19 protein-coding genes and 1 pseudogene are annotated in these 22,558 nt (G+C 39.8%); 7 read left to right on the plus strand and 13 right to left on the minus strand.

Annotation, left to right across the window (positions count from 1 at the left end; genetic code table 11):
• Positions 1-273 precede the first annotated feature (273 nt).
• Positions 274-990: a vanadium-dependent haloperoxidase gene (locus QUF86_RS02595; protein WP_289333539.1), complete on the plus strand. Its 717-nt coding sequence runs from the start codon at positions 274-276 to the stop codon at positions 988-990.
• 74 nt (positions 991-1,064) lie between these two features.
• Here the strand turns inward: QUF86_RS02595 and QUF86_RS02600 are convergent, their stop codons facing one another.
• The 4 genes from QUF86_RS02600 to QUF86_RS02615 all read right to left on the minus strand — a co-directional run bounded on the left by QUF86_RS02600 (position 1,065) and on the right by QUF86_RS02615 (position 6,321).
• On the minus strand, positions 1,065-1,973 hold the full coding sequence (locus QUF86_RS02600) for a PhzF family isomerase (protein ID WP_289333540.1): 909 nt from the start codon (positions 1,971-1,973) through the stop codon (positions 1,065-1,067).
• A gap of 363 nt (positions 1,974-2,336) precedes the next feature.
• Positions 2,337-3,740 (minus strand): amino acid permease, encoded by a 1,404-nt coding sequence (locus QUF86_RS02605; protein WP_289333541.1) that lies wholly within the window; start codon positions 3,738-3,740, stop codon positions 2,337-2,339.
• Positions 3,741-4,129: 389 nt separating this feature from the next.
• The gene (locus QUF86_RS02610) at positions 4,130-5,089 is read right to left on the minus strand and encodes an L-threonine 3-dehydrogenase (RefSeq protein WP_289333542.1); all 960 of its coding nucleotides are present in this window, start codon (positions 5,087-5,089) and stop codon (positions 4,130-4,132) included.
• Positions 5,090-5,130: 41 nt separating this feature from the next.
• Entirely contained in the window at positions 5,131-6,321 is a 1,191-nt protein-coding gene (locus QUF86_RS02615; protein WP_289333543.1) for a glycine C-acetyltransferase, read from the minus strand.
• A 378-nt stretch (positions 6,322-6,699) separates the two neighbouring features.
• Between QUF86_RS02615 and QUF86_RS02620 the strand changes: the two genes are divergently transcribed.
• On the plus strand, positions 6,700-6,831 hold the full coding sequence (locus tag QUF86_RS02620) for a hypothetical protein (RefSeq protein ID WP_289318067.1): 132 nt from the start codon (positions 6,700-6,702) through the stop codon (positions 6,829-6,831).
• A 697-nt stretch (positions 6,832-7,528) separates the two neighbouring features.
• A pseudogene (locus QUF86_RS02625) lies at positions 7,529-8,426 on the plus strand (3-hydroxyacyl-CoA dehydrogenase).
• Positions 8,427-8,612: 186 nt separating this feature from the next.
• Here QUF86_RS02625 and QUF86_RS02630 read toward each other — a convergent pair.
• From QUF86_RS02630 to QUF86_RS02650, 5 genes are all read right to left on the minus strand, one after another.
• On the minus strand, positions 8,613-9,134 hold the full coding sequence (locus tag QUF86_RS02630; RefSeq protein ID WP_289333544.1) for a YehS family protein: 522 nt from the start codon (positions 9,132-9,134) through the stop codon (positions 8,613-8,615).
• Positions 9,135-9,251: 117 nt separating this feature from the next.
• On the minus strand, positions 9,252-10,637 hold the full coding sequence (rlmD, locus tag QUF86_RS02635) for a 23S rRNA (uracil(1939)-C(5))-methyltransferase RlmD (protein WP_289333545.1): 1,386 nt from the start codon (positions 10,635-10,637) through the stop codon (positions 9,252-9,254).
• A complete protein-coding gene (locus tag QUF86_RS02640; RefSeq protein WP_289333546.1) occupies positions 10,634-11,518 on the minus strand; it encodes a DNA-3-methyladenine glycosylase family protein in 885 nt (294 codons plus the stop codon). Before QUF86_RS02640 ends, rlmD begins: the two co-directional genes overlap by 4 nt.
• A 122-nt stretch (positions 11,519-11,640) precedes the next feature.
• Positions 11,641-12,426: a delta-lactam-biosynthetic de-N-acetylase gene (pdaA, locus tag QUF86_RS02645; RefSeq protein WP_421154455.1), complete on the minus strand. Its 786-nt coding sequence runs from the start codon at positions 12,424-12,426 to the stop codon at positions 11,641-11,643.
• A gap of 211 nt (positions 12,427-12,637) precedes the next feature.
• Entirely contained in the window at positions 12,638-12,823 is a 186-nt protein-coding gene (locus tag QUF86_RS02650; RefSeq protein WP_289318071.1) for a hypothetical protein, read from the minus strand.
• Positions 12,824-12,934: 111 nt separating this feature from the next.
• Between QUF86_RS02650 and QUF86_RS02655 the strand changes: the two genes are divergently transcribed.
• Entirely contained in the window at positions 12,935-13,072 is a 138-nt protein-coding gene (locus QUF86_RS02655) for a hypothetical protein (RefSeq protein WP_289318072.1), read from the plus strand.
• A gap of 48 nt (positions 13,073-13,120) precedes the next feature.
• Here the strand turns inward: QUF86_RS02655 and QUF86_RS02660 are convergent, their stop codons facing one another.
• Both QUF86_RS02660 and QUF86_RS02665 read right to left on the minus strand, forming a co-directional pair.
• Entirely contained in the window at positions 13,121-14,689 is a 1,569-nt protein-coding gene (locus tag QUF86_RS02660; protein WP_289333547.1) for a fumarate hydratase, read from the minus strand.
• Positions 14,690-15,009: 320 nt separating this feature from the next.
• Positions 15,010-15,195, minus strand: coding sequence for an SE1561 family protein (locus QUF86_RS02665; protein ID WP_089362622.1), 186 nt, complete (start codon positions 15,193-15,195; stop codon positions 15,010-15,012).
• 156 nt (positions 15,196-15,351) lie between these two features.
• Between QUF86_RS02665 and yfkAB the strand changes: the two genes are divergently transcribed.
• Positions 15,352-16,473, plus strand: coding sequence for a radical SAM/CxCxxxxC motif protein YfkAB (gene yfkAB / locus QUF86_RS02670; RefSeq protein WP_483313945.1), 1,122 nt, complete (start codon positions 15,352-15,354; stop codon positions 16,471-16,473).
• Between the two features lie 35 nt (positions 16,474-16,508).
• Here the strand turns inward: yfkAB and QUF86_RS02675 are convergent, their stop codons facing one another.
• Together QUF86_RS02675 and cax are read right to left on the minus strand one after the other, a co-directional pair.
• A complete protein-coding gene (locus QUF86_RS02675; protein ID WP_289318075.1) occupies positions 16,509-17,321 on the minus strand; it encodes a YfkD famly protein in 813 nt (270 codons plus the stop codon).
• A gap of 464 nt (positions 17,322-17,785) precedes the next feature.
• Positions 17,786-18,844: a calcium/proton exchanger gene (gene cax, locus QUF86_RS02680; protein ID WP_289318489.1), complete on the minus strand. Its 1,059-nt coding sequence runs from the start codon at positions 18,842-18,844 to the stop codon at positions 17,786-17,788.
• A gap of 189 nt (positions 18,845-19,033) precedes the next feature.
• On the opposite strand from cax, the gene QUF86_RS02685 reads away from it, so the two are divergent.
• Positions 19,034-20,200 carry an MFS transporter gene (locus tag QUF86_RS02685; RefSeq protein WP_289333550.1) on the plus strand — a complete coding sequence of 389 codons (1,167 nt, stop codon included), beginning with the start codon at positions 19,034-19,036 and terminating at the stop codon, positions 20,198-20,200.
• 320 nt (positions 20,201-20,520) lie between these two features.
• Positions 20,521-22,443 carry a heavy metal translocating P-type ATPase gene (locus QUF86_RS02690; RefSeq protein WP_289333551.1) on the plus strand — a complete coding sequence of 641 codons (1,923 nt, stop codon included), beginning with the start codon at positions 20,521-20,523 and terminating at the stop codon, positions 22,441-22,443.
• Positions 22,444-22,558 lie beyond the last annotated feature (115 nt).

Genomic DNA, 22,558 nt, shown 5'->3' on the forward strand with positions numbered 1-22,558 from the left:
CATAAGAAAAAGGCTGCCTCAGCAACCTTCCTTTTTAAAGCTTAGTGAAGGAAGAAAATTAATTGTAATAACGTATTAATCATTCAACCTTTTTTATCTTAGTAACAATTAAAATCCCATAAGAATCTTCAAATAACGGATCTATAACTGGTTGTCTTAATAAATATATGTTTTTGAAATTTTCCCCTAATAGATATGAGGGCAATAAATGGTCATATTTAATTACTCTTAATCATAAGGAACAAGGAGAACTTTTATTAAGGGGTGGTCTTTATGCCAACAAATTACAGAAGATGGACAGAGTATCCTTATGCAGGGGAGAGTATCCCACCTAAAGGTTCTCCAGAGGCAGGATTTGGGCCGATGTTTTTTATTTCAAGGGGAAGAGATAATGATTTTCTAGACCCTTTTCATCAACGTATTAATTGGAGAATTAAAAATCCTGAAGGTATTGATTGGGAAACTGAGTTATTGATTGTAGAGCAGACATTAAATTCATTGACTCCTCAGCAAATACATATAGCACAATATTGGGGAACAGGTGAATTAACCGAGAAAATCACCACCATAATTTTCAGGTTAGCTAAAAAGTATAAGCTGGGATCACCGAGTGTTGCCAGGGTGCAGGGATATTTCCACGCTGCTATGAATGATGCATTTGTTATAACCTGGTTTTTTAAATATCATTGGGATGTTGCACGTCCAAATCAATATGGCAGAAATTTTTCTACTGTATTGTTTACCCCTCGTTTTCCAGCTTATCCTTCTGCACACGCTACTGTGGCGGGATGTGCAGAGGCAATATTAAGTTATATTTTCCCTCGAGAGTCATTCGAAATAAAAAAAGTAATGGAAGAAAGTGCTCAATCCCGTTTGTACGCTGGCGTACATTTTAATGTCGATAACATTGAAGGCTTAAGTTTAGGCAGACAAATTGGAGAGGTAGTTGTAAGTTTATTAAGGACACAAAATCTAAATACGCTTCAATAATATTTATATGGTTCAGGTTAAATTAACCTGAACCATATAACAACTTCGATTTTAAGCTACTGCAGCTTGAATGGCTAATCAAGTAATAACTCGGACTTAAACACGATTACAGCATTTCCCGCAATCCTTACTTCCTCTGGCTCCTGATTACAAATTTTCACTTGAACATCAATGATACCCGCCCTTTTTATAGCTTCGCCCTGCACTGCTTTAAAACTGAATAAAGAATTATCATGTTTGACAAGTCCATGCTGTATTAAGTATGCGCCTAAAGGACCGTTCGCATTACCCGTAACAGGGTCTTCGTTAATACCAATTGCAGGAGCAAACATTCTTCCATGAATTAAAATTTCCGAGTCGGGAGCATTCATCGTAAAAACATAGAAACCATTGCAATTAATTAATCCACTGACTTTTGTAAGTAGATCCATATTAGGGTTTAATTGGTGAAGAAGTTCCGAACTCTTAATTCCAATCATCACCTTGGAATGCCCGGTAGAAACGATTTGTACTGGACAATCTTCTAATAAATCATTTTCACTAATATTGAGAGCCGTTAATATGTTTTCCAAAGCTACACCATCAATCACCGTTTCAAAACTAATACTACCCTGCGTCATTATAATTTTGTAATCATTATCTTCATTAATCACATCGACTGGTAAAATGCCGGCACCGGTTTTATGATAAACTTTAACTGTATTTAAACTTTTTTCAACTGCACGAGCATAGTGGGCCGCAATCGTCGCATGTCCACAGATGGGAACCTCATGTGTAGGCGTAAAAAAACGAATATGTACATCAGATTCACTATTGTCTGATCTAAAGATAAATGCCGTTTCCGAATTGTTAAGCTCTCTTGCAATCCTCTGCATCTCACCCGAAGATAAGCCATCTGCATTTGTTATTACACCAGCCGGATTACCTGATAATTTTTCTTTCGTAAATGAATCAATTTGATATAATCGGTATTTTCTTGCCATGTCATTTCCCACCTTTAATATCTTCAAATTCTTGTCCTTTCACTATCTTTAATTCTTATTATATTAAAAGTTCCCCCGTTGCTTCTATAAAGTGCTTGATGGAGTTCAAACATGCAGCAACAATTACATCGGGATGTACCCTTTTGTCATAAAACAAATATCAAAACAGGAAAAAAAATGAAGACCATAACAAAATAAAGCTACGAATCTGTTTGTTTGATAAATAACCTAAAAAATCAAATTGGGTTAAGGACTAATTAATTAATCCATTAGAAAAGGGCTGCCGCAGCAACCCTCATTTTTTACTTTGATTTTCTTATCAATGCAACAAAACAAACTTCGCTTAGAAAAATCAAAAGTGAATTATAGGTTAATCACTTTATCTTCAGTCTGAGCATCTGTCTGAGCATCAGCTTGTCCACGTTTACCTATTCCAAAAGCGTAAAAACTAATTACAACGATACCTAGAAAACCTATTCCTACCATAAGCGACATCCGTGTGTCATCATTGAACCACATGCCGATTAACACCATAATCAAGAAAGCGATGGTCAGGTAGTTTGTAACAGGTGCAAATGGCATTTTGAATGGATGATTGTCCATCTCGGCTTTTCTTACTTTTCTGAATTTAATTTGGCTGATCAGAATGACAAACCACGGAATCATACCAGGAAGTACACTCGCACTGTATACATGTACGAATAAATTTTCTGGTGCAATATAACTCAAAACAACGCCAATAGATAACCCGACTATCACTCCGAACGTACCGAATAATGGGACACCGCTATTAGATACTTTCGCAAAGAATTTTGGCGCTTGTCCATTCATACCTAATGTATAAAGCATACGGCCTGCACTGTAAATACCACTATTGCAGCCAGACATAGCAGCCGTGATTACGACAAAATTAATGATTCCAGCTGCTGCTGTAATACCAACTTTCGCAAAAGTCGCAACAAATGGGCTGCCGATCGTGCTTAATTGATCCCAAGGGTAAACGGTTACAATAATGAAAATCGCACCGATATAGAAGATTAAGATACGCCAAATGGTACTTTGAATCGCTTTAGTTATCGTGTTTTGCGGATCTTTTGCTTCACCAGCTGTAATCCCAATTAGTTCTACACCTTGATAAGCTGCAACGACTAATGAAAGAGCAAAGAAGAACCCTTTCCAACCGCCCGTAAACCATCCACCATGTTCCCAAAGATTCGATAACCCTAATGCTTCTCCTCCGTTACCGATGCCAAAGAAAATAAGTCCAAATCCTGCAACGATCATTAATATAATCGTTATGATTTTAATCAGTGCAAACCAAAATTCAATTTCACCAAAGGATTTAACGGAAATTAAGTTCGCTGCTCCAAGAATCACCATTGCGATTAAACCCGGTATCCATGCAGGAAGATCAGGGAACCAATACTGCATGTATGTCCCTACTGCAATTATTTCAGCCATCCCGACAATAACCCACTGGAACCAGTTACTCCATGCAGTCATATACCCTGCCAATGGATGAATGTACTTATAGCCAAATGTTGCAAACGAGCCTGTACTTGGTTCTAAATACAACATTTCCCCCATTGCACGCATAATTAAAAATATAAATAACCCTGAGATTGCATAAGCTAACATTACAGAAGGACCTGTCCATTGAATCGTGCTGGCTGAACCCATGAATAAACCAACACCAATTGTACCGCCCAAAGCGATCATCTGAATATGACGGCCTTTTAACTCCCTATTCAAATCTTTGTTTGCCATTCCATTTCCCCCTACACTACTAATAGTCGATTCTGATGCAAGATGTTTATTGCTCTCCCTATTTAGTACAGAAATGATATAGCAGGCTCCATTTTCACTATCATAAAGCTGCCCCATAAAATCATTCTTCACTTCTAATTTAAGCAATCCTGACAGTTAATAAGATTCTTAAAAATTATAACGTAATTCCAAATCGTGGATTTCAAGTTAATGCTGTATCAAGTATCATAAGAACTTTGAAACCAAGCATTTAACCTAATCAACCCACTCGCATGGAAAGCGCTTACTTTTTATTGGTTTTAAAAGTGAAACCCTTTAACGTTATCTGAATATAGTAACTCGAATAAAAGAGTATTACAACTCTTTTATTCGGCTACTAGCAGATATATTTATGCGGTTACTAAAAGTGACCTTAATTTCAGCTTCACCAACATATCATTCGTCATTTTTTCCAAATCATATTCCGCCTTAAATCCCCACTCTTCTTTTGCACAGGTTGAATCTATTGTATTTGGCCAACTATCGGCAATGGATTGTCTTACTGGATCTACGTCATAATTCATGACAAATTCCGGAATATGCCTTTTTATCTCGGCTGCAATTTGCTCCGGATCAAAGCTCATTGCAGACACATTGAAAGAATTCCGATGTTTTAATTTTGAGGCATCGGCCTCCATTAGGTTAATGATGGCAGCTAAAGCGTCAGGCATATACATCATATCCATATACGTTCCCTTATCAATGTAAGAAGTATATCGCTTGTTTTTAATCGCTTCATAGTAAATTTCAACTGCATAATCGGTTGTTCCCCCGCCAGGAGGTGTAACATATGAAATCAATCCCGGGAATCGAAGACCCCTCGTATCAACCCCAAATTTATGATGGTAATAATCACATAATAACTCTCCTGATACCTTATTAACTCCGTACATCGTATTCGGTCGTTGAATGATGTCTTGCGGTGTCCAATCCTTAGGTGTGCTTGGACCAAACGCACCAATTGAACTCGGTGTAAATAATTGGCAATCAAGTTCCCGTGCCGATTCCAAAGCATTGACCAATCCGCCCATGTTTAAATGCCAAGCTAAAAGAGGCTTCTTTTCAGCTGTTGCTGACAATAAAGCAGCTAAATGTATGATCGTATCCACTTCATGTTTTTTTGCCATATTAAACATCGCTTTTTCATCTGTAACATCTAAAGTCTCGAATGGACCTGATTGGACAACATCGCTGTCCGTTTTCCGAATATCTGTTGCAATGATATTGTCAGATCCATAAATCTCTCTCATTTTCAGCGTAAGTTCTGAACCTATTTGACCTAAAGCCCCCGTTACCAAGACCTTTTTCATCAAAATCCCTCCCCTTTTTCTCTCTGCAGCAAGCAATTCCCTTAAATGATCGACATCTCTTTTCCTACTTTTTCATAAATGGTTAGTGCACGATCCAGCATCTCTTTTGTATGAGCAGCTGTAGGCATATTCCTCACTCTTCCTGTTCCCTTTGGAACGGTAGGAAATACGATGGATTTAGCATACACGCCTTCTTCATTCAGTCTCTTACTGAATTGCTGCGTTTTTGCTTCATCTCCTATAATGCAAGGCGTAATCGGTGTTTCGCTCTCCCCGATATCAAACCCTAATTCTTTTAGACCCTTTTTCAAGTACTCGCTATTTTCCCACAGCTTATTTTGAAGATCTGAGCTATTCATCAAAATATCAATGGCTTCTATACTAGCTGCAACTGCTCCCGGTGTGACAGCAGTTGAAAATAAAAATGGACGGCTTCTCACTTTTAACCAATCAATTAAATCTTTCTTTCCTGCTACATAGCCACCTACAACACCTATCGCTTTGGATAAAGTTCCAATTTGGAAATCCACTCTATCCGATAACCCGAAGTGTTTTACCGTTCCAGCACCATTACCCAATACCCCTGAGCCATGTGCATCATCAACATAAGTAATTAAATCAAACTCTTCTGCAATCTCAACAATTTCAGGGAGCTTGGCAATATCCCCATCCATCGAGAAAACGCCATCAGTAATGATCATGACCTTGTTATACAATCCGGACTCTTTTGCTTGACGTGCTTTCGCTCGTAAATCGTCCATGTCCGAATGAATGAAGGGAATAATCTTTGCTTTGGATAATCGACATCCATCAATGATAGAAGCATGATTCAATTCATCCGAAAGAATGGCATCATGTTTATCCATCACTCCTGAAATCGCTGCCATATTACAATTGAAGCCCGATTGATAAGCAATCGCCGCTTCTGTATGTTTAAATTCAGCAAGCTTTTCTTCTAATTTAACATGAATATCCAATGTTCCGTTGATCGTACGAACGGCACCGGCTCCGACCCCATATGTTTTCGTTGCTTCTATGCAAGCCTCTATCAATCGTCGATCTGTCGCTAAACCTAAATAGTTATTTGATGATAAATTAATTAACTCTCTGCCTGCAATGGTGATTACCGGACCGTTTGGACCTTCTACAGGATCAATAACGTTGTAAAGTCCTTTTTCTTTTAAATCTTCCAAATTTTCTTTCAAAAATTTATTTAATATTTCACTAGACATTTAATATACCCCCTCATTGATGGTTGGAATAAGTGCAGGATTATTATATGTTTTACCCCAATTTCAAGAATACTGAAATTTACTCTTTTTTCTAAAAATACACGTGTCCTCTCCATAAACACACAGGGAAGTAACCTAAATCCCTTTATACTAATAGTTATATCAATCATAATAATAGAAAATTTTAATGTTGTCCATATTGTGTGGACAAAAAAATCGAAATTTTTGTAGTTTTGAAAAAAAGTTCGCTCAAAAATGTGTTTAAATCGGGGTAAATTCGAAGAGAATATCATCATCAATTTTCCAAGTTAACCTATGTTTTATCTTCTGGTTTTTTGGAGACCTTAACAAATGACCACAAATAAGGAGGGGTATAAAGTGAAAACAGAAGATGAAAAAACCTCAGAAGGCTTAAATGAGATTTTTGAAATTATCAATGCAAAAGGTGACATAGGAGAATTAAAGGAAATCGTTCAAAAATCCGATGACCAAATAAATGAAGACAAGTAATCTAAGAGGATTTAATTATCCTCTTTTTTTGTCGTTTTCTATGGTTCAAATGGACTGTTTGAGTCAAATAAACAACAAAGGGTCCATTCGAACTTCCATTTAGTTCCATAAAAAAGAGCTGATGATCAGCCCCTGAAAGTTGAGGTAAATTTCACGTACAAGAAAATTAAAAAAAGTTATGCACATTATCAGGAATTAGGATTTTTCCCATCTCCCCCTTCCTTTATCCACACCTTATGCACAACTAAAATTGAAGCCAGTTCCTTTCTTTTATGCCGACTTCGAATTTACATTACGGGTTCATCTTTTTCATCTTGTTAAGAAAAGGACCATCTGAATTTTTGTTTTCCCCTATTACAAAATTCGTCATCTAATAGGTCAAATTAACCATAATGATTATTGGTTTTTTTAACAATAACTCAATCACAAAGTAAACTCCGTTTGGGATTTGATCCAATAACAACACCGATAAAGAAACATATATACCGCATGTCACTTGAATGTATGTTGATTGGTGGAAAAGATATCGGCATTCTTTGAAGATTGTACATATACCGCTCCTTTTCTTGATAATACAATAAAGACACCAACTAGATCTTCTCCTTCAAGTTAGGCTTGAGTTAATTCCTGCATCTATTTTCTGCATAAGTGAAATAATTAACAAGAAGGGATATCCAAAGGGAAAAGGAGAATGACTATGAATTATAAAAATATCACTATTGCCGGCAGCGGCGTTTTAGGTAGTCAAATCGCATTTCAAACGGCTTTCAAAGGGTTCAACGTTTCTGTATATGACATCAATGATGAAGCATTGGAACGTGCAAAAGATAGAATCACTAATTTGAGGCCTTACTATAAAGAAGACATAGGGGCTACAGAGGATGAACTCAATACTGCTTATGCCCGTATTTCTTTCAACAGTGATTTATCCATGGCAGTTGCCGAAGCTGACCTTATGATTAAGCGATTCCAGAAGTGGTTCAAATCAAAACGGATCTTTACACGGAGTTAGGAAAAGTGGCCCCTGAAAAAACAATTTTCGCAACGAACTCCTCTACATTATTACCAAGCCAATTTGCCGAAGCAACAGGCCGTCCAAAAAAATTCTTGGCTTTACACTTCGCTAATGAAATCTGGAAAAACAATACGGCAGAAATCATGAAACATCCTGGAACGGGCAGTAAGGTGTTTGATGAAGTGATTGATTTTGCAAAAGCGATTGGAATGGTTCCTCTCCCTTTACATAAAGAGCAGCCGGGCTATACTTTAATTCCTTATTGGTTCCTCTTTTGGATGCTGCCCAAATGCTCTTATTAAAAGGAGTGGCTGATACGGAAACCATCGATAAAACGTGGATGGTTGCGACAGGAGCACCTCTTGGTCCTTTCGCTATATTGGACGTGGTAGGAATCAATACCGCTTATAATATTTCACTTGCTACAGCGAAAGCAACAGGTGATCCAGCGGTTGAAAAGTTGGCTACCTTATTGAAAACGGAGTATATCGATAAAGGGAAAATCGGAAGGGAAGCCGGAGAAGGATTCTACAAATATCCCCATCCCAATTTCACAAAACCAGACTTTTTAAAAGGTTAATGAACTTGTATGAATGAGCAGAAGGTGCCTTAGGGACACCTTCTGTTTTTTTTGCCATTTCACACTTTCTAATGTCTTCAATAAAATCAAACGAAAAGAAATAGACCCTGAAATCGGAAAAGTATTTTCCCGAAACCAGTGCCTAATATGATGTACATGATTAATATAGTTGCTATTTACTGAACCTTATCCCCTATATTTCAAAGCTAATCCTTTTAAGAAATTCCTGGCGTATCGATCTCCGCACTCTTTATAATTCCTATGGCCAACTTTTCTTAAAATAGCGCTTAATTCTCCTTTGGTTATCATGACTCCTGCTTCCTCCAAGATATCAATCATATCCTCACTGGTTAATGTCAATGCTATTTTCAGTTTCTTCAGAAGGATATTATTCACACTTTCCTTATTCTTTACAGCCGGTTCCTGGCTTTGGGGCTGACCGGGTTTTGGCTCTTGTCTCCCTCTTTTAAAAATGATCAAGCCATTTAAAAAGGACTCTAACATCATGTTATTGCAGTTTATCCCTTCTTCATCTTCATCTATATCATCGTCGTATTCATCATAGTAATCATCTTTTGGTTTTGTGAGCATCTGCATGACTTCTTCTCTTGTCACTTTAATGTCCCCAAGTTTAAATACCTCTACCATATCGTTATTTTTTATATCCAGCGCGTATCTTAATCGAATTAATATATCATGATTATGCATCCAAAAACCTCCTATGTATTTCTCAATTTTCACAGTACCTTCATTATTTCACAAATGGATGGAAATAAACGCAGATGAAAATCCGAGAACCTTTTACAGATTCCCGGATCCTTCTGCTTATTCTTTAATCAGCTTCAACGAGGTAACTACTTCAACATGACTCGTCTGCGGGAACATGTCCACCGGCTGCATGGTTTCAACGCTATATGAGCTGCTTAGTTCTTGTAAGTCCTTCGCCAATGTGGATGGGTTACATGATACGTACACAATGGTTTTCGGTTTAACTTTCAAAATTGTTTGCAGTAGGGATTGATCACAGCCTGATCTTGGTGGATCGACGACGAGTACATCCGGTTTCCAGCCTTCTTTGGTCCAGCGTGGCAGGATATTCTCGGCTTTGCCTGTTTCATAGTATACATTGTTGCGATTATGTTTTTTGGCATTTTTCTTGGCGTCCTCAATGGATTCTTTAATGACGTCCATTCCTCGGACTTCTTTGGCATTTTCAGACAGCCATAGTCCAATGGTCCCTACGCCGCAATAAGCGTCAACGACTTTTTCCGTGCCGGTTAAAGCTGCTGCTTTTTTCACTTCATCATATAAGCGAACAGTTTGGACCGGGTTAAGCTGGAAGAATGTACGCGCTGATAGTTCATAAGATATGTCGCCCAATGTTTCGTTGATGACTTTTTCGCCTGCCAAATGAATCGTTTTTTCTCCAAAGATAAGTGAGGTGTTTTGGTTGTTGATGTTTTGAACGACCGATTTCACTTCTGGCAGTTGGTCACGAATTTGTTTAAGCAGCTGATCCTTTTGTGGAATTTCTTCCGCTCCTGTAACAAGGACAACCTGCACTTCACCTGTTTCAAAGCCTACCCGAGTAATGACCGTACGGATTACACCTTTTCTTTTTCTTTCGTTATAAATCGAGATATTCAGGTTCTTTAGTATCTTTTTCACCGTACGTGTTACTTTATTGGTTGCCTTATGCTGTACAAGGCAATTCGGGATATCGATCAGTGTATGGGAATTCAAACCATATAGACCAGCAATCAATTTGCCATCTTTTTGGCCTACTTGGTACTGACTTTTATTGCGATAATTCCAAGGATCTTCCATACCGATCGTTTCTTTTACATTTAATGAAGAAACTAGGAATTCCGAATAACGTTCCATCGCTTGAATGACGATATCGCGTTTTTCTACAAGCTGCTGGTCATAGCTTAAATGCTGTAACTGACATCCGCCGCACTCTGCGTAAACCGGACATGGTGCTGCAATCCGGTGTGGCGATTCTTTCCGGATGGTTTTAATTTTCGCCTCGGTAAAGTTTGGCTGTACTTTTGTGACCAAAGCTACAACTTCTTCACCTGGTAATGCTCCAGGGACGAAGACGACTTTCTTTTTGAAATAACCGACTCCCTCTCCGTTAATGCCAAGCCGTTTAATGGTAAGGGGAAGGGTTTGATTCACTTCCAGTTTTGTATCTTGAATGTTTGTCATTTCTTTTCACTCCGTTTTTCGATGCTTCTCCACAAATAGAGGGAAGCGTAGCTTAGATATGGAGCCCAGTTCACACTATAGGATTCCATTTCTTCTTGGGTTGGCTTTTGCGGTAAGCCATATAATATTTTCAAGGCATTTTGAATGCCAATATCGGCTTTGGGAAATAGGTTCGGCCGGCCGAGTCCAAAAAGCAGGAAGTTTTCAGCCGTCCATCTACCGATACCGCGTATTTTTATTAGTGTATCCATAACCTCTTGATCGGATAGCTTATCCATTATACCAAGATTGAGTTGGCCCTGAATGATTTGCTCGGAAAGTCCGATGACGTATTCCGCTTTCCGGCGACTGAATTGAATGGCCCTTAATTGCTCAATTTGAAGTTGGGCGGTTGTTTCCGGTGTCGGATAAAACCAGGCACCTTCTATCTGGTAGCCGAATGTTTTAACGAATCGTTCCGTGAGCGTATGAGCAAAAGATAGGTTTAATTGCTGATGTATGATGCATTTGACGAGGCAACTGTAGTAATCGAAGTCCAAGACTATAGCTGTACCGCGGTGCTCCTCGAAGATTTCCCGCAAATCGGATTCCCGAAAATGCCGGGAAACGCCTTCTAATGGCTGATGCCAATGAAAAACCTTTTTTAACCGTTCGAGTGCTTTAAACTTGTCCTCTTCTGAATGACCTTTGATGATAAAAGATGGATCTTCGATATTTCCTATTGCCTGAACCTGCAAAACGATTGGTTCTTTTTCTATATATAGCGGAACTTTTACCGTCCTGTTAGAAAAATCAACTACCTGAAGTGGGTCTAACGATAATCGTTCGAGAACTAGATCGAAATTATAGGGTCCTTGAACCTGTAATTTTTCTGTCCACACAAGCGATCCATCCTTTAGCAGTTTTCCACGTATTATAGCATGTTTCCAGAAATATTACTTGAAATAGAGGAGAATGGATAAAAGCGGGACCTGAATCATCACTACAGGACCCGCTTTTAATTTTAATAAAGCATTCGGTTTGGAAATTGTTTCTCAATCATTAAATCATCAAGGCTGCTGAATGTGTATCCCTGTTTTTCAAGATCCGTCAGTATCGAGTCGAGTGCTTCCGCATTATCCCTCGATACTGTATGCAGTAATAATATCGCGCCGGGATGTATCTGCTTAAGCACCTCATCGTGTGCGAACGCGGCACCCTTTTGTTGATCGACAATCCAGTCTCTATATGCCAGTGACCAAAAGATGTGGTAATACCCTTCTCTTTTTGCGATTTTCATTGTTCTTTCATTAAATACCCCACGAGGCGGCCTTAAGTAATTCATTCCCTGTTGCCCGGTTAATTTTTCCGTCGCTTTTTTTACCCGCTCGAGCTCGGTGCGAATGACATCGTCCGTCACGCTGGTCATATCCGGATGGTTCCATGAATGGTTCCCCACGATATGCCCTTCATTGGCCATACGGATAACTAGCTCAGGCGCCGTTTTTAAATAATGACCCGTGACAAAAAAAGCTCCAGGAGCCTTATGTTTCTTCAGAACATCTAAAATCTGTGCCGTATAACCATTTTCATAACCGTTATCAAATGTTAAATAAACGTCTTTTTTCTTTGTATCCCCTTTATAAATCGCTTCATATTTAGGCAGCATTTCATTGAATTTTTTACCGGCATCGGCAGGTGTCCCATTTCTTCCTTTATTGAAACCCCAGTTATAGGATTCCGCAAAAGCTGGGCTTGCCAAAGAGCATATCAAGCATATAAAAGCGGACAAAATCACCATTTTTTTCATTGGAATATCCCCCATGTTCTTTTTTCTTAGTGTTTGGAACATAGAGATTTATATGCATGATATTGTAAAGGCCGAATTATCGAATTCTGGGTCGAATTTTTCCCGCTTTAGAACGAATTATCGAATTGTGGGACGAATCCTCTCAACAAAATCTTAATCCCACGCAAAAAAAGGCCTTTCCTCCGAAAAGGATTGGCCCCTTCATATTGGTTTATCCTTTAAATAACGCTTGTGCCGCCTTCCAAATAATGGCGATAGCGAAAATGAGAACTGTTACAATTCCGACTACGTCCAGGAATGTTTCAAGACCGGAGAAAATCGTGTTTGCTACAGGAAGTTTGATGAAAGCAAAACCGGTTAACATGGCGATAAAGAATAAGATGTAGCTATTCTGCATGAAAATCCCCCCTTTCTCTTCTAATGTATGTGCGACCGTTCCAAAAGATTGTACTTTTCTAAGGTAATTATCGCCTTTTTTTTCATATACATTTAGCAAGGGGGGAATGAAATGCTGGAATGGGTTATCACGTTAGGCTTTGTTGGTTGTCTTGGTTTAGGTGGTGGAGTGTTTATTCATTTTGTGAAAAGTGGATTGAATTTAGAGGATTCTTCGAGGGTCGATCCACTGCCGGAAATAGAAGAGTAAGATAGCAAAAGACGCTCAACCGATTGGCGAGCGTCTTTTGCCATACATTTATTTAAAAACTGGTTCTTTGAATTGTGCCAATTTTTCCAATGAAGATTGCTGAACATCTTTATGCAAGCTGTTTCCATGTGAATCCATGGTAACAACGGCTGTAAATCCTTCAACATTCAGATGCCACATTGCTTCAGGAATACCAAATTCAGTGAAGTTCACGCCTTCTACGGATTTGATGCAGTCTGCATAATATTGAGCAGCTCCGCCGATTGCGTTTAGATAAACGCCGCCGTGTTCACTTAGTGCCTCAAGTGTTTTTGGTCCCATTCCGCCTTTACCGATAACTGCACGGATGCCAAATCGTTTCATGATATCACCTTGGTAGGGTTCTTCACGAATACTTGTTGTTGGTCCCGCAGCCTTCACATGCCATTTACCTTCTTCGTCCTTCAGCATTACTGGTCCACAGTGATAGATGATTTGTCCATCCAGGTCGATTGGTGCAGGATTTTCAGATAAATGTTTGTGGATAGCGTCACGGCCCGTATACATTCTGCCGTTAATATGAACTACGTCACCAACTTTCAATTCACGGATTTGCTCTTCCGTGATAGGTGCTTGCAGGGTGATTTCACGGGAAGATTCAACGTCGGATTCTACAGCGGCTGCCACTTCTTCCTTCGCTTCTTTTTCTGCTTCTAGAGCGAAGTCGATTTTCTCTCCTTCTTGATATAACCACTCATTGATTTCGCCTGTTTCCGGATTCACTTTCACTCCTAAACGGCGGAAAGCCCAGCAGTTATAAGCCACGGATACGAAAAAGCTTGCAGGAATACGGTGCATGACACCGATTTTACATCCAAGCAGTGTAGTTTCGCCGCCAAAGCCCATCGTGCCGATTCCCAATTCATTAGCTGTCTTCATGATGTAATCTTCAAGTTTACGAAGATCTTCATTCGGATTCACATCTTCATTACTGCGGAAAAGTTGAGCCTTAGCCAGATCATATCCGGATGAACGGTCCCCGCCGATACCAACGCCGATGAAGCCGGCACTGCAGCCTTGTCCTTGTGCTTGGTAAACAGAGTGAAGGACACATTTACGGATTCCGTCCAAGTCACGGCCCGCTTTCCCCAATCCTTCAAGCTCCATAGGAAGACTGTATTGGATGTTTTTGTTTTCACAGCCGCCGCCTTTTAAGATGAGACGAACATCAATGTAGTCTTTTTCCCATTGATCGAATTTCATGACAGGAAGACCTTCCCCAAGGTTATCCCCGCTATTTTCACCCGATAAAGAGTCAACGGCGTTCGGACGAAGTTTTCCGCCCTTTGTTGCTAAAATGATTGCATTTCGGATTGCTTCTTTTATTTCAAGTTGGTTCACGCCAACTGGAGTTTTTATTTTGAAAGTCGGCAGACCAGTATCCTGACAAATCGGTGATACATTGTCGTCAGCCATTGTAATATTATTCGTGATGGTGGCCAAGCTCAATGCAGAACGAGTACCTGCATTTTCACGTTGTTTTGCACTTTTGACCGCACGACGAACATCCTTTGGAAGATTCGTTGAAGTTTCAACGATAAGACTGTACATACTTTCTTGGAATTTTTGAATATCCAAATTTCTCTTCCCCCTCTTATTTCCCCTAGATTTAATCATTTCCCTGCTTCTCTATAAATAGCGAATGATACAACACCCGTTTTATTATACATCTAACATAATCTTTCGAAAACAAGTAATTATTTTTCTTAATGAAAAGCAAATTGGTGAGGAATCTTCAAAGCGCCAAGAATAGCCCATGACTAAATTTTTCATCACCAAACATTTCCTATTTGTTATGAACGCCATTCATCATTATTTATAAAAAAGGGATGACGCAGGTTGCACGTCATCCCTTCATGAATATTAACATTGAAAAAATCATACTATCGAAACAGATATTATTCTTCCCTGGTTTTGAATTGTTCAACTTTGCCTTCCAAATCATCTATCATGCCGATTAAGCGGTCTATATCTTCCAGTTCAGTATTTTCAGGTTCGATATGATCAAGAACCTCCATGAACATCGTTAGGCGTTCTTTTAAGTATGTTAATTGTTCGTTTTTACCTGTAATGGATTTTCCCATGAGGCACTCTCCTTCCATTCTTCTTTCATCGTAACGAAATCTGCTTGAAAGTGCAATGGCAAGCTATAAATGCAGCTCTCCGCCATTTGACAATTTTTGTCCCCATTGTTCATAATGGGTTAGTGCATTATTACGTAAGGAGTTTTAAACATGTCAATAATCAAGCAAGACCTTTTAACACCAATTACACCCAAGTATGATCCTTGGGAAGCATATATGGACGTTGAACAATATGGAAAGCTTAGCCTGACCAACGTAGAGTTCACAACCACCACACTTTGCAATATGCGTTGTGAGCATTGTGCTGTCGGTTACACACTTCAGCCCAAGGATCCCGATGCTCTGCCACTGGAATTACTGATTCAGCGACTTGATGAGATTCCTTTGCTTCGCTCGTTCAGCATCACTGGCGGAGAACCGATGCTATCAAGAAAACAAGTGAAGAATTATGTTTTGCCTCTATTGAAATATGCCCGTAACCGCGGGGTCCGGACACAAATCAATTCCAATTTGACCCTTGACTTGGAACGTTATGAGGAAATCATTCCCTATTTGGATGTCCTGCACATTTCCCATAACTGGGGAACGATAGATGAATTCATTGATATCGGCTTCGCCATGATGGACCGAAAACCATCGCGGGAACAGCGAAAGAAATTATTTGATAAAATGATTGAAAATTCCCAGGCCCTGACAATGGCTGGTGTGCTGGTTTCAGCAGAAACGATGCTTAATAAACGCACATTGCCGCATCTTGAACATATTCACAGACAGATCGTCGATGAAATGGGATGTCAAAGGCATGAAATTCATCCGATGTATCCAAGCGACTTCGCTTCGGCACTTGAAACGTTATCATTAGAGAATATGCGTGAAGCGATTCATCATTTGCTTGATATCCGTGATGAAAATGTATGGATGCTTTTCGGTACCCTGCCATTCTATCCTTGCAATAACGGTAAAGAGGATATTGAGCTGCTTCAACGCCTTTATCGTTCACATAAAGTGACTGTTCGAAATGACCCTGATGGACGTTCCCGGTTGAACGTCAATATTTTCACCGGGGAAGTTATAGTGACCGACTTCGGTGATGCACCTACATTGGGAAATATCATTGATCGGCCATTGACCGAATCGTATGACACATGGATGAATTCGAAACTGGCCAATGAATTGAACTGCCACTGCCCGGCAGTCAAATGTCTCGGCCCGAATGTTCTTGTCAAAAATGCCTACTATCCAAAGGAAGACTTCAGGATCAGGAAGTCAACCATATGAAGAAAAAACTCGCCAATCCGGCGAGTTTTTTCATTTTACCTGGGTTGCTGCGAGACTGTAAAGCTGAAGGAAACATGGTCCTGAACCGGTATCCAAGCCCCGATGCCTTGCGAAGTGATGTTCTTGATCGTAATGGTTCTTTTATTTCCTTTTAGGTTCAAATATACTTCCCCATATGTGACCTTGCCTTTTTCATTGACGGCGGAAGCATAACTGGATAAGTAACCAATCCTATTTGAAGCAACATTGTATACTTGATCTTTTTTCGTACCAGCTCCGATGATCGTTTCGAAAGCCAATGGCAAATTGGTTTTTTCCGTGGCTTTTAACAGCATCATCTTTTGAACATCCTCAGCCTTAGGGATTTTGGCGGTCAGACCGCCACTTACTGCCTTCTGACTTTCCTGGACGTAACGGATCCTGTATGGAACTTCACCGCCGCGATTATCATAGTAATTCATATTGATCTTTTGGTATTCCCAGTTTGGGGCCGTTTCCGAAGACTCATAATTCAATGCCCAATGGCCAAGGTAAATGGTCGCCCTGTATCCAAAAGCAAGCGGAGCCTTTGCAATTGCTGATTCATTCAACATATGAATGAGTTCTGGATTTTCAATCTTTATATCCGACGAATCAATCAATTGTTCGGCAAACTTACTCGGCTGCAACATTGGAAGATCCTGAGTCGGGTTCGGATACGTATTCTCCTTTGCAATATTCAATACGGAAGGTGGGATTTTCACCTTATTTGGAGTTGTTATATCTCCTGGTATATCTGCTGCAAAACCTACATTAGCCTGAATGAAGGCAAATAGGGTAAACATCGTAATAAGAATAATTCTTCTCATGCTGTCGCACTCCTTTTGAGGGGTTCAATCATTTGTTTATAGATTTTGTTTTTAGCCGACATTCTATACATTTCAATCTGATGTCGATTTTGTAATATATTTGTAAAGTTCAGAATATTTACTTTTCTATTCAAATCGGTTATACTTAATTTACATTATAAAAAGGAGGCGAAATCGTTCATACCTATAAATCTTTCAGGAGGTATGCTTATCGAACAATCCACGACACCCTTTTAAAGGATGACAGAAAACGAATTCGCCTATACTTAAATCTGATGTAAAAGGATGGTGTGACACTCTAGAATATTTTCTCAACTTTTACAAAAGCATGATGAAAAATTTTGGATTAACTTATGGATGGTAATTTACTAATATAGAAATGACTCTGCTAAATCTAACCTGAGCAGAGTCATTTCTATTTTTATTTATAAAAAAGAGACCTTCCGCATCGGAAGGCCAGCATTCTATAATAAGTAAAATCCAATCCCCATAATGAAGTAAGCAGCCAATAGGGTAAGGCCTTCAAACCAGTTCGTTTCCCCGTCATTCGAAATCATGATCATCAGAAAGACTGCTGTAACCATTGATATCAGTTCTGGCCATGTAAAAACAAGCGGCATATGTGTTGGATACATTAACGAAATCAGCACGAGTACAGGAGCTACGAACATCGCAACTTGAAGGGTGGAACCAACGGCAATCTCCACAGCGACATCCATTTTATTTTTATAGGCCATTATGACGGCTGAAGCATGTTCTGCCGCGTTACCCACGATCGCAACGATAATGACTCCGATGAATAACTCCGTCCATCCGAAGGTTTCCCCCACTTCGCTGAACGTATGGACAAGTTTCTCCGATACGAACGCAACAGCCAATGTAGCGGCAGCAAGTATTATAATTGCCTTTTTCTTGCTCCACTCCGGTTCTTCCTCTTCATGTTCCTCGGTTTTCTCCGTATGCTGATATACCCCTCGGTGAGTAACCAATTTAAAGAATAATGCAGCAAGGTATAATAAGATCAAAATGATGGAAATTCCGACACTTAACGACATCGTGCTTGATTCACTCATGTTTTGTGTGAATACTTCCGGTATGACGAAGGCTACAATAACAGCAAAAATTAACAGGCCGGCATTATGCCTCGCATCGAATACATTAAATTTCTGCCGTTTGTATTTGGTCCCTCCGATAAAGAATGATAGTCCTGCCACCAACAATAAATTTCCTAAAACGGAACCAGTCAAAGACGCCAATACGACACCCACTAGTCCCGCCTTTAATGAAAAGATGGATATGATCAATTCTACTGCATTACCAAAGGTTGCATTCAAAAGACCGCCAATCCTTGGTCCCATAACGATCGCTAAGCTTTCAGTCGCCCGGCCCATGAAGCCTGCAAGCGCGACGATTGTTAAGCAATATACTATGAACATGATTACACTCGGCCAATGCAATAATGACCCAATGACAGATAAGGGGACGCCTAACAGGACAAGCCCCAAAAATATTTTATTCACGATACTTCTCCTCACAATCATATAGTTCTTTTATGTAACAAAAACTATCATACATAATCTTCGGGCGATGACAAAGGAAAATTTTTATCATCGCTTCGCTTCTTGTCAATATTTACCCAAATTTCTATTGCTTAATCCTCTTACTAAGATGTAACATCAAAAAGGTATACATTTCTTAGGAGACATGACCTTATGAATAATAAACTGCTTTTAAGTGTTCTAATCATTATTGTAGGCATATCAGGGTTTTCTCAAGGGATGCTTCTGCCGATCATCGCCATCATTTTTGAAAATGACGGAATCAGCTCATCCTTAAACGGGTTCCATTCAGCCTCCCTTTATATTGGAATTCTGTTGATTTCTCCTTTTATGGAAGCGCCACTCCGTAAATACGGGTATAAGCCATTGATATTATTTGGCGGGATAACCGTCATTCTATCGCTTGCCTTATTCCCGGTTTGGAAATCATTCTGGTTTTGGTTCGTACTCCGTTTCTTCATTGGAATCGGCGATCATACACTCCACTTTGCTACCCAGACATGGATCACTGCTATTTCACCAATAGCAAAACGAGGAAGGAATCTTGCCATTTATGGACTTTTCTTCAGTCTTGGCTTCATGGTCGGACCGCTAATGACGAAGCTTCTCGAGATTAATCAGGCTTTGCCTTTCATCATGACATCCATACTTAGCTTTCTTACTTGGTTAACTGTTTTCCTTATTAGAAATGAGCTTCCTGAACAGGATGACTCTGAAAACACATCATTCCTCGGAACACTCAAAAGGTTTTCAAAGGTGAGCCGCATAGCTTGGGTCGCTTTTTTACTTCCGTTCACCTTTGGCGTGCTCGAAGCATCATTGAATAGCAACTTTCCAGTATTCGCTTTGCGCTCCGGAATCGATTTAACCGCAGTATCCATCATCATTCCGGCATTTTCTGCCGGGACCCTGCTTACACAAATTCCCCTGGGGATGATCAGTGACCGCTTTGGCCGGCGAAAGACCCTGTTGACGATTCTTTTTTCAGGCTTTGCCACATTCACTCTAGCAGGGATTTATTCCTATTCAGTTCTTGGCCTACTCATCTGCTTTATGATTGGCGGAATGATGGTCGGTTCGACTTTCTCGCTGGGTATCAGTTATATGGCAGATCTTTTGCCTCGAAACCTTTTACCCGCAGGAAATTTATTATGCAGCATTTTCTTTAGTCTCGGCAGCATCGGCGGTCCATTCTTTGGCGGCCTGGTCATTGAACACGTTCAGGGTGGGAATTTTTTCTACATGATCAGTATCATGCTTTTGCTTGTCTTCATTTCATTGGCCTTGTTTAAGGAGAATATGCCTGCTTCAGTTATGTAGTATAGTTTATTATCTGGACAACTCCATTTATTATTCAATTTGCATGTTTAACAATTGTGCCTGTAAATGCACTTTATATTTTTTACTAGATTAGAATCATTCTTCTTTATTTCTGAATAGGATATGTGGTAATATAATATTAACAAAAGGGACATCACGTTAATAAACCTTTGAAAACATTGCTGTCATCGCAATTACGATGGCAGCTTTCATATTTTATCCAGAGAAATGACGTTGATTATCTTTCTCAATTAAGCATTAAACAAATGATAATCTATATCATTTACACAAAAATAGAGAAGAATGTGGGAGGGAATCTTATGACTACAGATACTAAACATTTAACCCAACCGGCTACATGCAAAACCTCTTGGTTGGAAAAAGCAAAACCTCATTTAGAACTTATTGCTGCCTTATTCAGCGGATTATTAATAGTTATGGGCTGGGCATTTTCAAAGAACGGAATGGAGTCCACTTCCATAGTCATATACTTAGCCTCTTTCCTGATTGGAGGATATGCCAAGGCAAAAGAAGGCATAGAAGATACGATCGCCGACCGGGAATTGAATGTTGAGATGCTGATGATTTTTGCCGCCATCGGTTCAGCGATCATCGGATACTGGACTGAAGGCGCCATATTGATTTTCATCTTCGCTTTAAGCGGTGCGCTTGAGACATACACGATGAATAAAAGCCATAAAGAAATTTCGGCACTTATGGACTTACAGCCTGAAGAAGCGTTATGCATCACTAACGGATATGAAGAAACCGTATCCGTTTCCCAGCTGCGTATCGGGGATCTGATTTTAGTGAAACCAGGTGAGCGAGTTCCTTCAGATGGAAAAATCACGGACGGCCGTACCAATATCGATGAAGCGGCAATAACTGGCGAATCCATGCCAGTCAGTAAATCATTGGATGATGAAGTATTTGCGGGAACGGTTAATCTCCGTGGAACGATTACCGTGGAAATTACCAAACCAGCAAATGAAACATTATTTCAAAAGATAATCACTCTCGTTCAATCCGCACAAAGCGAAAAGTCGCCCTCCCAGCTGTTCATTGAACAGTTTGAGGGGACTTATGTAAAAGTGGTATTGTCAGTTGTCGGCTTAATGATGTTCGTGCCCCATTTCTTATTGGGCTGGAGCTGGACCGAAACGTTCTACAGAGCAATGATCCTGCTCGTTGTCGCTTCTCCTTGTGCCCTTGTAGCCTCCATTATGCCAGCTACACTTTCTGCCATATCAAATGGTGCACGTCATGGCATTTTATTTAAAGGTGGCATACATCTTGAGAATCTAGGAAACCTGCAGGCGATTGCCTTAGATAAAACCGGAACATTAACAAAAGGAAAACCAGAGGTAACGGATGTCATTATCCGCGAAGATTTAAACGAAGAAGATTTCTTATTTCATATTGCATCTGTTGAAAATTATTCAAACCACCCTTTGGCAACATCGATCGTACGTTATGCTAAAACGAAATTGCAAAAGAAGGACATCATTAAACCGGATAACATGGAAGATATTTCAGGTAATGGGGTTCAAGCTTATTTCAATGGCGTGCTTTGGCAAGTTGGAAAAGCTGATTTCGTCGGTCGCAGTGAAGCTGAACGATTCCAAAATGGCATTGCGCTGACATTGGCTGAACAAGGTAAGACAATTGTTTTTGCAAAAGATGATCAAGGGATTGCCGGTATACTCACTTTGAAAGATGTCGTACGCGAAGAAACGATTGCTGCCATAGAAGCTTTGAAAAATGAGGGCATCCATACTGTCATGCTGACAGGCGATGGTGAAAAAACCGCTAAAGCAATTGCGTCGGAGAGTCACATTGATGCATATATTGCCGAATGCCTCCCTGAAACCAAAGTGAATGAAGTGAAAAAGCTGAAAGAACATTTTGGCACTGTAGCAATGGTTGGGGATGGCATCAATGATGCACCTGCACTAGCAACAGCTTCTGTTGGGATCGCAATGGGTGAAGGCACGGATGTTGCCTTGGAGACAGCGGATGTTGTTCTGATGAAGAATGACCTGCCACGTATCGCGGAAGCCGTCAAATTATCAAAGAAAATGAATCGAATCATCAAACAAAACGTCATTTTCTCGATTTCGGTCATCATGATCCTGATAGCATCTAATTTCCTTCAATTTCTGGACCTTCCATATGGCGTCATTGGCCATGAAGGAAGCACAATTCTCGTTATACTGAATAGCTTAAGACTTTTGAGAAACTAAACATGAAAAAGGAGCCCCTAAAGGCTCCCTTTTTTTATGTTCGTTTCATTTAGTGATATCCATTCTTACCGTTTGCAGAACCTGATGTTTTATGGTTCGAACCTTTTTTTCCTTT

Origin of the sequence: Peribacillus sp. NJ11 (genome assembly GCF_030348405.1) — a bacterium.
In the GTDB taxonomy this organism is placed as follows: domain Bacteria; phylum Bacillota; class Bacilli; order Bacillales; family DSM-1321; genus Peribacillus.